At 66.2% G+C, this 13,264-nt stretch carries 13 protein-coding genes; 6 read left to right on the top strand and 7 right to left on the bottom strand.

What is annotated here, in order from left to right; all coding sequences use genetic code 11:
- Window positions 1-2: 2 nt before the first annotated feature.
- The 5 genes from EUB48_RS12760 to EUB48_RS12740 form a co-directional block, all read right to left on the bottom strand.
- A complete protein-coding gene (locus EUB48_RS12760) occupies window positions 3-1,193 on the bottom strand; it encodes an MFS transporter (protein WP_142819474.1) in 1,191 nt (396 codons plus the stop codon).
- A 28-nt stretch (window positions 1,194-1,221) separates the two neighbouring features.
- Window positions 1,222-2,181, bottom strand: coding sequence for a CDF family Co(II)/Ni(II) efflux transporter DmeF (gene dmeF / locus EUB48_RS12755; RefSeq protein ID WP_142819473.1), 960 nt, complete (start codon window positions 2,179-2,181; stop codon window positions 1,222-1,224).
- 69 nt (window positions 2,182-2,250) lie between these two features.
- Window positions 2,251-3,579 (bottom strand): hypothetical protein, encoded by a 1,329-nt coding sequence (locus EUB48_RS12750; protein WP_142819472.1) that lies wholly within the window; start codon window positions 3,577-3,579, stop codon window positions 2,251-2,253.
- Window positions 3,580-3,646: 67 nt separating this feature from the next.
- Window positions 3,647-5,497: a gamma-glutamyltransferase gene (ggt, locus tag EUB48_RS12745; RefSeq protein ID WP_142821246.1), complete on the bottom strand. Its 1,851-nt coding sequence runs from the start codon at window positions 5,495-5,497 to the stop codon at window positions 3,647-3,649.
- 85 nt (window positions 5,498-5,582) lie between these two features.
- Window positions 5,583-6,341: a 3-hydroxyacyl-CoA dehydrogenase gene (locus EUB48_RS12740; protein ID WP_142819471.1), complete on the bottom strand. Its 759-nt coding sequence runs from the start codon at window positions 6,339-6,341 to the stop codon at window positions 5,583-5,585.
- A gap of 88 nt (window positions 6,342-6,429) precedes the next feature.
- Between EUB48_RS12740 and EUB48_RS12735 the strand changes: the two genes are divergently transcribed.
- Window positions 6,430-7,386, top strand: coding sequence for a patatin-like phospholipase family protein (locus EUB48_RS12735; RefSeq protein WP_142819470.1), 957 nt, complete (start codon window positions 6,430-6,432; stop codon window positions 7,384-7,386).
- Window positions 7,387-7,565: 179 nt separating this feature from the next.
- On the opposite strand, the gene EUB48_RS12730 is transcribed toward EUB48_RS12735, so the two are convergent.
- Window positions 7,566-8,129, bottom strand: a complete 564-nt coding sequence (locus tag EUB48_RS12730) for a phasin family protein (RefSeq protein WP_142819469.1) — start codon at window positions 8,127-8,129, stop codon at window positions 7,566-7,568.
- Window positions 8,130-8,369: 240 nt separating this feature from the next.
- On the opposite strand from EUB48_RS12730, the gene EUB48_RS12725 reads away from it, so the two are divergent.
- The 5 genes from EUB48_RS12725 to EUB48_RS12705 all read left to right on the top strand — a co-directional run bounded on the left by EUB48_RS12725 (window position 8,370) and on the right by EUB48_RS12705 (window position 12,861).
- The gene (locus tag EUB48_RS12725) at window positions 8,370-8,810 is read left to right on the top strand and encodes an acyl-CoA thioesterase (protein ID WP_142819468.1); all 441 of its coding nucleotides are present in this window, start codon (window positions 8,370-8,372) and stop codon (window positions 8,808-8,810) included.
- 5 nt (window positions 8,811-8,815) lie between these two features.
- Window positions 8,816-9,535: a nitroreductase gene (locus tag EUB48_RS12720; RefSeq protein WP_142819467.1), complete on the top strand. Its 720-nt coding sequence runs from the start codon at window positions 8,816-8,818 to the stop codon at window positions 9,533-9,535.
- 80 nt (window positions 9,536-9,615) lie between these two features.
- The gene (locus tag EUB48_RS12715; RefSeq protein ID WP_420821454.1) at window positions 9,616-11,424 is read left to right on the top strand and encodes an ABC transporter permease; all 1,809 of its coding nucleotides are present in this window, start codon (window positions 9,616-9,618) and stop codon (window positions 11,422-11,424) included.
- On the top strand, window positions 11,424-12,239 hold the full coding sequence (locus tag EUB48_RS12710; protein WP_142819465.1) for an ABC transporter ATP-binding protein: 816 nt from the start codon (window positions 11,424-11,426) through the stop codon (window positions 12,237-12,239). The genes EUB48_RS12715 and EUB48_RS12710 overlap by 1 nt, the downstream gene beginning before the upstream one ends.
- Window positions 12,232-12,861, top strand: a complete 630-nt coding sequence (locus EUB48_RS12705) for an ABC transporter ATP-binding protein (RefSeq protein WP_142819464.1) — start codon at window positions 12,232-12,234, stop codon at window positions 12,859-12,861. Before EUB48_RS12710 ends, EUB48_RS12705 begins: the two co-directional genes overlap by 8 nt.
- 30 nt (window positions 12,862-12,891) lie before the next feature.
- On the opposite strand, the gene EUB48_RS12700 is transcribed toward EUB48_RS12705, so the two are convergent.
- A complete protein-coding gene (locus EUB48_RS12700) occupies window positions 12,892-13,116 on the bottom strand; it encodes a CsbD family protein (protein WP_142819463.1) in 225 nt (74 codons plus the stop codon).
- Window positions 13,117-13,264: the final 148 nt, after the last annotated feature.

Raw genomic sequence — 13,264 nt, 5'->3', positions numbered from 1 at the left:
GTTCAGCTTGACCCGGCAGGCTTCCACGACAGGGCCATCAGAGACAGAACGCAAAAGAGCGCTCCGGCATAAAACGTCGATGGCGCCCCCCAAACCTGCCAGAGCACGCCCGCCAGTGTGCTGGCAATGAGCATGGCCAGGCCGCTGGCAAGATTGAAGACACCGTACGCGGTACCCCGCAAGTCTTGCGGGGCGGTGTCTGCCACCATGGCCGCCAGCAGCCCCTGTGTCATTCCCATGTGCACCCCCCAAAGGGCCACACCCACAAAAAGTGCCATCCAGCCAGTGCTGCTGGCCAGAACCAGATCCGCCGCCAGGAGGACCACAATGCCGGCACCCAGCAGTGTTCTGCGGCTCATGCCGTCCGACAGTTTGCCGAAGGGGTAGGCGGAGCCCGCGTAGATGATGTTCATGGCTACCATCACCAGTGGCACCAGTGCAGTGGGAATCCCGTCCTGCTGGGCGCGCAGGACCAGAAACGCTTCGCTGAATCTGGCCAGGGTGAAAACGGCGCCAAGACCCACCACCCACCAATAGGCGAGCGGCAGACGTCGAATATTGCCCCGACTGATGGGGTTGCTTCGCGGCTCCCGGTGCTGACGTCGCGGCTCATGCAGTCCAAAAAACAGCAGGGCGACGGCGAGCCAACCCGGGAGGGTCGCAACCCAGAAGACGGCGCGAAAGTCGTTCGCCCAAAGCAGCATCAAACCGACGCCCGCCAGAGGGCCGACGAAGGCGCCGACGGTATCGAGCGCTTGGCGCAGGCCGAAGGCAGCGCCACGAAGGTGGTTGGGTGTGATGTCGGCGACCAGCGCGTCCCGAGGCGCGCCGCGGATGCCTTTGCCAAAGCGGTCCAGCAGGCGGGCGGTCGCAACGACGCCGAAGCTGCTGCTCAGCGCGAAAAGCGGTTTGCTGAGCGCCCCCAGGGCGTAGCCCAGAACGGCCAGTCCCTTGCGCTTGCCCAGATAGTCGCTCAGTACGCCAGAGAAGACCTTGACAATGAGGGCGGTGGATTCTGCCAGCCCTTCAAGAAGCCCGACCGCGGCGACGCTGATGCCCAGGGTCGTGACCATGAACATCGGCAGCAGGCTGTGAATCATCTCGGACGAGACATCCATCAGCAGGCTCACAAAGCCGAGTGTCCAAACCCCCGTAGGAATTTGCCCGAGGGCGGTGTTGGATATTCTGGCCATGCCGGATTGTCAGCGATGCGAGGCGCGCTCAGCCTGCATGGGCATCGGGGCACTGGTGAATTTCGATGGTTGCATGCACGATTTCTTCATGCCGGGACAGCCAGCCGCGCACCGTGCCGGGTGTCAGTGCCCTGTCGTGCGTCACGAGACTGATGGCACACGAGTAGCTTGCCTTGCCAACACGCCAGACGTGCAGGTCGGCGATGCGTGTTTCGCCCACGTGTCCATCTTCTGCGATGGCCTGCCGGATCTCATCGACGACAGGGTGGTCCATTTCACGGTCGAGCAAGACCTTGCCGGTATCCGCCATCAGGCGCCTGGCCCACAAGGCCACCACGACCGCGCCTGCGATGCCGGTCACAGGGTCCAGCCAGGCCCAGCCATAGAGCCAGCCGCCCAGCAGTGCCAGGATGGCGAGCACCGAGGTTGCGGCGTCGGCCATCACATGGACATACGCGGACCTGAGGTTCAGGTCGTGGTGGTGCGCGTGGCCGTGATGCGCCTCATGAGCGTGGCCGCCCTGGTCGTGGTGATGCGCGGCGCCGAGAATGAAGGCAGAGACGATGTTCACCACCAGTCCGAGCGCCGCGATGATAATGGCTTCCTGGTAGTGAATCGGCGCGGGCGACAGCAGCCGCTCGATGGAGCCCGCCACCATGAGCGCCACGACCACCAGCAGGAAGATGGCGCTGGCAAAACCCGCCAGCACTTCAATCTTCCAGGTGCCGAACGCAAAGCGGCGGTCAGCGGCGTAGCGCCGGGCCGCCGCGTAGGCGAAGGCGCTCAGGCCGATGGCCACGGCGTGCGAGCTCATGTGAAAGCCGTCCGCCAGCAGGGCCATCGAGTTGTAGCCCCAGCCAGCGGCAATCTCGAGCACCATCATGGCGGCCGTGATCCACATCACGGCGCGCGTACCGCGCTCGCCCGCGACGTTGCCCGGGTCGAACTGGTGTGCGTGGCTCCAGGCGCTCAGGTCGTCGGTATGCATGGTTTGCTCCTTTTTTCGTTTGCCATTCGAGGTTCTTCCCTATGTTCCCGGTTCGGATTGGGCCACGATTCACCGCGGCCGTCCGTATCGCAGGCGACTAACGGTGCCCAGCAGCCAATCTTCGAGGCGTTTGATGTCGCCCACCAGGATGTAAACAAGAAAATACAGCATGCCCAACGCAAGGGTACACACCAGCCAGGGCGGGGGGCGGTCGTTGTCGGGCAGGAGGTAATCCGTCATGAAGCCCCAATGGCTGCTGGCCAGAACGACAAAGGCTGCCAAACACGCCATCGGCAGGCCACTGTGGATCCACGGGTTTTCTTCCCGCAGAAGAAAGTAGGCCCCCAGTGACAAGGGCAGGAACCAGTAGTGGGTAGAGCGCGGCACGTTGGGGGTGGGGATGTCAAGGACGGCCGAATTCACCAGGAAGATCAGCATCAGGCCAACGACCAATCCAATGGTGGCTGCGCTTTGGTGTTTGTCGGCTCTCAGCAGCGCCAGAGCCACCCCGAGGGCCATCACGGCGCAGTTGAGCAGCGCCAGTGGCATCAAGCCCCGCAGGCTGAAATAGACGACGAACAGGGCACCCAGGACGATCGTCACGCTGCTGCACGCGAGGATGGTGAGCCGGACCCGGGTGACTCGTGCCCGTTGCCAGCCCTGCGTTCCCGTCATGGAAATTTGAACGGCATTTTGGGGAATCGTCGAGGCAATGGATTCGTCAAGACGTGTCAGAGAGTCCTCGAACTGACTGGGCGTGGCAAGGTGCGCCAACTCGCGCAAGCGCATGCGAGCGCGGTGCAAACCGGCTTCCAGCGGATCAATGTCTGCGACAAAAATATGCAACAGCAAAAACAGCAGCAACATGGCGCACACATTGGTGATCCAGGCGCCCGGGCCACGCACGCTGTCCGGCGTGGCCAGCCGCGTGACGATTGCGAAGTGCGAGCTGGCAAAAAAAACCACGCCGGCGAGGCAGCCCCAGGCCAGGCCGTGGCGCAGCCAGGCGTTTTCGTGTTTGAGCATCAAATAGGCCGCGACGGCCAGCGGTATCAAAAAATGATGTATCGAGCGCGGAAACTGGGCGCTTGGAATGTCCAAAAAGAGGGCCATCCAGGAAAGCCGGCCGAACAGACTGGCCACCAGCAAAATGGCGGCGCCGCGCAGCCGATGACGCCGCGCCATTCGAATGGCAATCACGCCGGCCAGAATCACCGCACAGTCTGCAATCACCACCAGCCAGTCACCGCGAAGGGCAAAAAAAACGGCCCAGGGGATGCCAAACACGATCGAGGCCAGGCTGCCAAGAATCACCACGACGCGCACGCGCCGGCTATGCGAGTCGCCCGCATTTCGGATGCCGATCACGATCGGTGGGGTGGCGCCCAGCGTGTTCACCGATCCATTGTGGCGCGAACCTGCCCATCGGGCGCGGTTTATGTTTCGCGGGATGAATGGCCGCCGGTCACTCCCCCAGCACCACACCCTCGCGGCGCGGATCGGCGCCGCCCAGCAGTTGGGGCTTGCCACCCACCTTACCGCTTTGAATAGCCTGCAGGCCGCTGGTCAGTGCATGTTCCTGTACCTCGTGGCCGCGCGCGCGCAGCGCGCTGACGGTGGCGGCGGGGAAGCGGTTTTGCTCCAGCAGCAGCGGGCCGCCGAGCGAGGCGAAGTTGGGCAGGGCGATGGCCTGCTGCGGGCTCAAACCCCAGTCGAGCACGCCATACAGCGTCTTGGCGACGTCGTGAATGATCAGCGCACCGCCGGAGCTGCCGGTGCTCATCACGAGCTGCCCGTCGGCCTTGTCGAACACCAGGGTGGGCGCCATCGACGAGCGTGGGCGCTTGCCTGGCTGCACGCGGTTCGCGACCGGCCGGCCCTGCGCGTCGGTCGGTGCGAAGCTGAAGTCGGTGAGCTCGTTGTTGAGCAGGAAACCGCCGCTGAGCGCGGCGTTCGGGCTCACCATCTGGCGCGCGCCGAACGCATCCTCGATCGTCGTCGTCATGGCCAGCGCGTTGCCATACGCATCGACGATGCTGATGTGCGAGGTGCCGTGCTCGGGCTGCGCTGGCATGGGCGCGTAGCTTGTCTGCACGGCGCCGGGTACGCCGGCGCTGACGGCTTTCATCGCCGGCGCATCGGGGCGCTGGTCGATCAGGCGGGCGCGCCGGGCCAGATAGCCGGGCGCCAGCAGGCTCGTCCAGCTGCCCGCCGGCGGCGGCACGAAATCGGGGTCGGCCACGTACTGCGCGCGGTCGGCAAAGGCCAGGCGCGAGGCCTCGGTGTACAGGTGCAGCCATTGCGCCGACGGCAGGCCGTGCTGCAGCGCCAGCGTGGCGGCGTTGGTGCGGTTCAGGATGCCCAGGATCTGCGCCACCGCGATGGCACCCGAACTCGGCGGCGGAAAGCCGCAAATGCGGTAATCCCGGGTGCGGACTGTGTAATCGCTGCAAAGGGGCTCGCGTTTTTTGGCCCGGTAGCCGGCCAGATCCGCCAGCGTGAGTTGGCCAGGGTTGGCCGGATGCTGGCGCACCTTGTCGACGATGGCCTGGGCCACATCGCCCTCCATCAGGCCTTTGGAGCCGCTGGCCGCAATTTTCTTCAGCACCTGCGCCAGCGCGGGGTTGCGCAGCGTGTAGCCCACGGCGCGCGGGCTGCCGTCGGCGTTGTAGAAGTAGGCGGCGGCGACCGGGTCGTTTTTCAGGTACTTGTCGTTTTCAAGCAGGCTGTGCAGCCGAGCGCTGACCGCAAAGCCGTCCTCGGCCAGCCGGATGGCGGGTTGGAATAGTGTGGCCCACGGCAGACGGCCGTGCTGCCGATGTGCCATCTCCAGCATGCGCACGGCACCTGGCACGCCGACCGCGCGGCCACCGACGACGGCGTCGTAAAAGGGCAGCGGCTTGCCGTTGGCGCCGAGAAACAACTTTTCGCTGGCCGCCGCCGGGGCGGTTTCGCGTCCGTCGAAGGCTTCGACTTGCCGGCCATCGAAGTACAGTAAAAACGCACCGCCGCCCAGGCCGCTGGACTGCGGCTCGACCAGCGCCAGCACCATCTGCACGGCCACGGCCGCGTCGATGGCGGAGCCGCCGGCCTTGAGGATCTGGTAGCCGGCCTGGGCGGCCAGCGGGTTGGCCGCGGCGACCGCGAAGCGGCTGCCGGTCCAGCCAGGCTTGTCAACGTAACCCGATGCGGCTTCGGGCTGCGCCGGTGCGGTGTCGCCCGGTGGCAGTGCGCCCGCGCAGCCCGCGAGATACGCGCTGGCCGCCAGTGCGGCAGCAGCCAGAGCGCTCCATCGAAGGGCGCCGCGGCGCATCATGATTGCAAACAATAAAGGCTCCAGGCCCTTGATGGGTGGGTGCTGTCAGCTATTAAAAATAGAGCATTCCGCGGACTAACGGGCCTTAGCGTGGAGCCAGGCGAACCGCGCCGTCGAGCCGGATCACCTCGCCGTTGAGCATGTCGTTCTCGAAGATGTGGCGCGCCAGCTTGGCATAGTCCGCGGGCGTGCCCAGGCGGCTCGGAAAGGGCACGCTGGCAGCCAGCGAGTCCTGCACTTCCTGGGGCATGCCGAACAGCATGGGCGTGCCGAACAGGCCGGGCGCGATCGTCATGTTGCGGATGCCGTTTCGTGACAGGTCGCGCGCGATCGGCAGCGTCATGCCGACGATGCCGCCCTTGGAGGCGCTGTACGCGGCCTGGCCGATCTGCCCGTCGTAGGCGGCGACCGAGGCGGTCGAGATCAGCACGCCGCGCTCGCCGGTGGCTTCGGGTTCGTTCTTGCACATGGCCTCGGCCGCCAGGCGGATCATGTTGAAGCTGCCGACCAGGTTCACCATGACGGTCTTGCTGAACACGCTCAGGGCATGCGCGCCGTTCTTGCCCACGGTTTTCTCGGCCGGCGCGATGCCCGCGCAGTTGACCAGGCCCATCAGCTTGCCCATGGAGGTGGCCCTGGCCACCGCGGCCTGGCCATCGGCCTCGCTGCTGACGTCGCATCTGACGAAGGCGCCGCCGATCTCCCTGGCAACGGCCTCGCCTTTTTCGGCCTGCATGTCGGCAATCACGACCGTGCCGCCCTGGGCGGCGAGCATGCGCGCCGTGCCTTCACCCAGGCCCGATGCGCCGCCGGTGACGATGAATACCTTGCCTTTGATTTCCATGCTGAACTCCTGAAAAAAGGGTGGTTGACGTTGACGTAAACGTCAATTATGACGGGGCGCCGCGGGTGGCCCTAAGATGGACGCCCCCATGCAGCTTAATACACCTCCTCATCCCGAAAAGGCCGCCCGCTCGTGGTCGTGGCCGCTGCTCGCCGCGGCAGGCCTGGCCGCCAGCGTCTTCCTCGCTGGTTGCGCCACGCGGCCTGCGCCCGTGCCCGCGCCGCCGCTGGAGCCGCCCATCGCGGTGCAGCCCGCGCCGAAACGCCCGCCGCGCATCGCTCTGGTGCTGGGCGGCGGCGCCGCGCGCGGCTTTGCCCATGTGGGCGTGATCCAGGTGCTGGAGCAGGCCGGCATCAAGCCGGATCTGGTGGTGGGTACCTCGGCCGGAAGCCTGGTGGCGGCGCTGTACGCCAGCGGCAAGACCGGCGCGCAGCTGCAGCAGGCCGCGCTCTCGATGGAGGAGGCCGCCTTCACCGACTGGACGCTGCCCCTGTTCGGCCGCGGCATGATGCGTGGCGACGGTCTGGCGCGCTACGTCAATCAACAGGTGGCGGGGCGGACGATCGAAGCCATGCCGCTGCGACTGGGCGTCGTCGCGACCGACCTGAACAGCGGGCAGGGTGTTTTGTTCCAGCGTGGCGACACCGGCACCGCGGTGCGCGCTTCGAGCGCGGTGCCCGCGATCTTCGAGCCCGTGCGCATTGCGGGCCATGATTACGTGGATGGCGGCCTGGTGGCGCCCGTGCCGGTGGACTACGCGCGCCAGATGGGCGCCGAGCTGGTGATTGCGGTTGATATTTCCAGCTCGCCCGAAGGCAATGCCACGGACGGCACGCTGCAGATCCTGTTGCAGACCTTTGCCATCATGAGCAAGAGCATCAACCGCTATGAGCTGCGCGACGCCGACCTGGTGGTGCGCCCGCCCCTGAACGGCGTGAAAAGCTCGGACTTTGCGGCGCGGCGCCACGCCATCGAAGCGGGCCGGCTCGCCATGCGGCAATTGCTGCCGAAGCTGAAGCAGCTGATCGAGGCCGGGGCAAGATAGGCGGGCCCGAACGCCGCGAAGGGCCGCCCCGAGCAAGTTCAGCCCCCTCGGGGGCAGCGCATGACACGAAGTGAAAAGCGTGGGGGCTCACGAAAAAAAGGCCCCGTCTTGCGACGGAGCCTTAACGGATCCCTGAGCCCGAAGGCTTCGAAAAGACCCGAGGAGACAATCGGTACGAATTAACGCTTGCGGGCGCCGGCAGCAACGCTGGCGGTGGCCGACTTCGTGGCGCTGGCGGCAGTGGCGGCAACGCTATTGAGGTTGGCTTCGGCCATGTCGGTGGCTTGCTTGACGGCCTTTTGCACGGACTCGTAAGCGTTGGTGGCGGCAGCCACGGCGCTCTTCATCACGGCCACGGCGGTTTCGGAGCCGGCAGGTGCGTTCTTGGCAGCGCTGTCCACCAAGCCGGCGAATTTCTTCTGCGTCTCGGCGGATTGGGCTTCGAAAGCCTTGGTGAATTCGGCGCTGGTGCCTTGAGCGATGTCATACAGGTGACGGCTGTAGGCGGCGGTCTTCTCGGCCAGCGGCTGCAGCAGGCCGGCTTGCAGGGCCAGCAGCTCTTGCGCGTCCTTGACGTTCAGGGCGGCTTGCGTGGTGTCAGCGGCTTCGGCCAGAGCAGCCTTGGAAGCGGTCACGTTCAGCTCGACCAGTTTCTCAACGCCTTCGAAGGCTTTGGCGGTCAGACCAAACAGGGTTTCAACGTTGGCTTTATGGGCGGCAAGGACTTGTTCAGCGGTCAACATGAGGAGATCTCCGGTAGGTAAAGAGTGACGGGACAGTATCTGCTCTGAACCCGGCTCTAATCCGGTTTTATGTTGCAGCGCAGCATAGATTGAATTATAGGGTTATCCCGAGCTATTACAAGTAATTTGTGTTGCAGCGCAGCATATTAGGGGCGACTTTCTAGAAACCGGCGGCTCCCCGCCGTTTCATCGGCCCGACACAATCGGTGCCCGCTGGCAACGCTGGCAAAATAACCGGCCATGAACCTCGACCGAGAGACCGACCCCGAACCGCGCGATGCCTACGAGGTGTTTCGCACCCTCGGCACGCGCTGGATGGACAACGATGCATATGGGCATGTCAACAACGTCGTGTACTACAGCTGGTTCGACACGGTGGTGAACCACTACCTGATCGAGCAGGGCGTGCTCGACATCCAGCATGGCGACACCATCGGACTGGTGGTGCAAACCCACTGCAACTACTTCTCGCCGATCGCCTTTCCGCAAACGGTGCGCGCCGGCCTGCGGGTGGCGCACCTGGGCCGGTCCAGCGTGCGCTACGAGATCGGCCTGTTTGCGGACGATGAGGCGACAACCGCGGCCAAGGGGCACTTCATCCACGTGTACGTGGATCGGCACACGCGCCGGCCGGTGCCGCTGCCCGGTCCATTGAAAGCCGTTCTGGAGAAACTCATTTGAGCGTCATGAATGAATTGGGCCGCACGGCCACGCCGGCGGCGTTTGTGGAGGCGGCCATCGACAGCCGCATGTCGATACGCGCCTTCACGCAACAAGCCGTGCCACGCGAGACCATCGCGCACCTGCTGCAGGTGGCGGCGCGCGCGCCCTCGGGCACCAACACCCAGCCCTGGCGCGTGTACGTGCTGCAGGGCGCGAGCCGCGACGCGCTGGCCGACAAGGTCTGCGCTGCGCACGACGCCATCCGCGCGAATCCCGCGCTGGGCGCCGAGTACCGCGAGGAGTACGACTACTACCCCGAGAAATGGGTCAGCCCCTATATCGACCGGCGCCGCGAGAACGGCTGGGGCCTGTACGGCCTGCTGGGCATTGCCAGGGGCGAAAAGGACAAGATGCATGCGCAGCACCAGCGCAACTTCCGCTTCTTCGATGCGCCCGTGGGCCTGATGTTCACGCTCGATCGCGTGATGGGCCGCGGCAGCCTGCTGGACTACGGCGCCTTCCTGCAGAACATCATGGTCGCCGCGCGCGGCCACGGCCTGCACACCTGCCCGCAGGCGGCCTGGAACGGCTTTGCCAAGATCATCCTGCCGCACATTGGCGCGGGCGAGGGCGAGATGCTGGTGTGCGGCATGTCGCTCGGCTACGCCGACGAGACGGCGCCGGTGAACAGCTACCGCACGCCGCGCGTGGCGGCCGCCGAATTCACGACCTGGATGGATTAATTGCGGATGCACCACGCCCCGTGATTTTTGTCGCCATCCAGTTTCTCAATGGCCTGAGCTACGCCACCACGCTGTTCCTGATGGCCGCCGGGCTGACGCTGATCTTCGGCGTCACGCGCATCATCAACTTCGCCCACGGCAGCTTCTTCATGCTGGGCGCGCTGCTGGCGGCGCACTGGGTCACCGAATGGTACCCGGCCTGGGGCGAGAGCGCCGCGCTGTATGCACTAGCTATGCTTTTGGGAGCGTTGTGCGCGGGATTGGCCGGGGCTGTGGCCGAATTCTTTGTGTTGCGGCGCATGTACGGCGTGCCCGAGCTGTACCAGCTGGTGACCACCTTCGGCCTGGCGCTGGCGATGCACGACGCGATGCGCTGGGGCTTCGGGCCGGACGAGGTGTTCGCGCCGCGCTTCCCGGGCCTCAAGGGCTCGGTCGAACTGCTCGGCCAGTTCTTCCCGGTGTACCAGCTCGTCACCATCGCGCTCGGTCCGCTGGTCTGGCTCGGGCTGCACGCGCTCTTGCGCTGGAGCCTTTTTGGCCAGCGCCTGCGCGCCGCCACGCAGGACCGCGGCATGCTGGCGGCACTCGGCGTGAATCCCAAGCCGCTGATGCTGGGGGCTGTCGTGCTCGGCTGCGCGCTGGCCGGGCTCGGCGGCGCGCTGGCGCTGCCGCGCGAGCCGGCGAATTTGCAGATGGACATGAACGTGATCGTCGAGACCTTTGTCGTTGTCGTCACGGGCGGCCTGGGCAGCATCAGCGGCGCGTTTTTTGCGGCGCTGCTGATCGGGCTGATTCACGCCTTTGGCCTGAGCCTGTTTCCGCAGGCCACGCTGGTGCTGGTGTTCCTCACCATGGCCGTGGTGCTGGCGCTGCGCCCGCTCGGTTTGAGGGGGCAGCCGCTCGATGCGGGCCCCAAGGAAATGGCACAAAAACTCGTTCTGACCCCCACTAGTCCTTGGGGTGCAGCTCTCGTTTTCGTAGCAGTCGCGGTGTTTTGCGCCATCGCGTGGCAGGCGGGCGACTACTGGCGCTCGCTCGCCGCGGACGGCTTGATCCTGCTGGTTTTTGGCGTCAGCCTGCAGGCCATGATGGCGCTGGGCGGGCTCGTGAGTTTTGGCCATGCCGCATTTTTTGCGCTGGGCGCCTATGGTGCTGCCCTGGCGTACACGACGTGGGGCGCGACGCTGCCGCTGGCGCTGGCCACGGGCTGCGCCGCGGCCCTTGTCGTGGCCGTCGTGTTCGGCGCCGCCGTGGTGCGCAGCGCCGGCGTGTACCTGGCCATGCTGTCGCTGTCGCTGGCGCAGGTGGTGTGGGCCACGGCCACGCAATGGGTGGGTTTGACCGGCGGCGACAACGGCGTCATCGGGCTGAACCTGGTCACGCACGACACGCGCGGGCTGTTTTACGCGCTGCTGGTGCTGCTCGCGCTGCTCAGCGTGGGAGCCCTGCGGCGCCTGGGCCGCTCGACCTTTGGCGCGGCGCTGCAGGCCGTGCGCGATGCACCGCAGCGCGCCGCGGCCTCGGGCTTGAGAGTGGCGTGGATCAAGTACCGCATCTTTGTCGAGAGCGCGGTGCTGGCCGGCCTGGCGGGCGGCCTGTTTGCGGCGCACAAGGGCGCCGTGTTTCCGTCCAGCGCCGGCGTCTCGACCTCGCTCGATGCGTTGCTGGTCGTGCTGCTGGGCGGTGTGCACCAGCTCTGGGGCGCGGGCGTGGGCAGCCTGCTGCTGACCTGGGCCAGCGCCGAACTGGGCCAGGGGTTTGACTACTGGCGCGGGGCGCTCGGCGTGTTTGTGATGCTGATCATGGTCTTGTCCCCGTCGGGCCTGCTCGGGCTGCTCTCAAAATTGAAGGGCCCTGCGCGTGCCCCGGCACCGGGCCGGAGGGACTGATGCTGCAGGTGCGCCATCTCGTCAAGTACTTCAGCGGCGTCAAGGCGGTCGATGGCGTCAGCTTCGAGGTGCGCGCCGGCGAGTGCGTGGCGCTGATCGGCCCCAACGGCGCCGGCAAATCGACCTGCTTTGCCTGTATCGCCGGGCAGCAACGCCCCAGCGGCGGCGAGATCCTGTGGGCCGGCCAGCGCATTGACGCGCTGGCGCCCGCGCGTCGGCTGGCGCGCGGCGTGGCGCGCACGTTCCAGGTGGCGCAGACCTTCGACGCGCTCACGGTGCTACAAAATCTGCAGCTGCTCATGACCGCCAGGCACGGGCTGCCGGCCTGGAATGTGCTGGACCGGGTGTCGGTGGCCGCCGCCACGCAGTTACTGGCGCGGGTCGGCCTGCAGCATCTGGCGCACGCCGATGCGCTGGGCCTGCCGTATGGCGCCAAGAAGCGGCTGGAGCTGGCCATGGCGCTAGTGGGGCTGGGCGAAGGCGAGGGCGCATTGGCCGACCCGCAGGGGCGCTTGCCATCGCCCGTGCGGCCGCGACTGCTGCTGCTCGACGAACCGGGCGCGGGCCTGGCCGAGACCGAGCGGCTGGAGCTGATGCAACTGGTCAAATCACTCGCGCGCGACGGCGTGGCCGTGCTCTACACCGAACACAACATGGACGCGGTGTTCGGCGTGGCCGATCGCGTGCTGGTGCTGATCGAGGGCCGGCTGGCGGCGCAGGGCACGCCCGATGAGATTGCGCGCCACCCCGAGGTGCGCAGCCGCTATCTGGGCCATTCCTTTGACGCGACCCGGCGGGCGCCCAGCCATGCTTGAGGTGCGCCATCTCAACGTCTGGTACGGCGCGGCGCAGGCGCTGTTCGACGTGTCCCTGCAGGTGGCGGCGGGCGAGCTGGTGGTGCTGGAGGGCCTCAACGGCGCCGGCAAATCCACCTTGTTGCAAGCCATTATGGGCCTGAGCCCTCGCGCCACCGGCGCCATCAGCTATCAAAAAAAGAGCATCGAACGCTGGGAGCCGCACCGGCGCGCGCTGATCGGGCTGGGCTATGTGGCCGAAGACCGGCGCCTGTTCACGGGACTCACGGTGCGCGAAAACCTGCGACTGGCGGCGCGCGGCGATGTGCCGGCGCGCGAGGCGCAGGCGCTGCAATTGTTCCCGGCGCTGGCCACGATGCTGGACCGTCCAAGTAGCCAGATGAGCGGCGGTGAGCAGCAGATGCTGGCGATCGCCCGCACCCTGATGACCGGCCCGACGCTGCTGCTGCTCGACGAGCCCTGCGAAGGGATTGCCCCGTTGCTCGTCGAGGCCGTCCGCGAGGCGCTACTGCTGCTCAAGCGCCAGGGCGTCACCCTGCTGGTGGCCGAGCAGAACCAGATCCTGGCCGCGCATGCCGACCGCACGCTGACGCTGGCGGCAGGGCGGCTGCAGCAATGCTAGCCACCCTGCCGCCAGCATTAGCGGCCCGACCTACTCGGATTTTTCAAACGTGTAGGTGGGGTTGCGCTTTTCCCAGTCCTTGATCTGCTGCTCGGCGATGTCCTTGGTGACGCCCATGCGCTCCTGAATGCGCCCCAGCAACTGGTCGCGTTTTCCCGCGATGATGTCGAGGTCGCTGTCGGTGAGCTTGCCCCACTGCTCCTTCACCTTGCCCTTGAGTTGTTTCCAGTTACCTTCAATGCGATCGTTGTTCATGCTGTTCTCCTGTAGAGGTTGATTGAGCGGAGGGTGTACGCGCCACGGTGGCTGCGCTCTGGGCCGCAGTACGCTGGCGTTTTTCAACTGTAGGCGGCATGCTGCGCTGCAGCAGTAGGAGGGGCCGGCCAATCGCCGTAGGCGAGGG

The sequence above is a fragment of the Rhodoferax sediminis genome (genome assembly GCF_006970865.1).
Lineage (GTDB): Bacteria > Pseudomonadota > Gammaproteobacteria > Burkholderiales > Burkholderiaceae_C > Rhodoferax_A > Rhodoferax_A sediminis.
The sequence above is the reverse complement of the archived record's forward strand: the minus strand, read 5'-3'. Positions and strand labels throughout refer to the sequence as shown.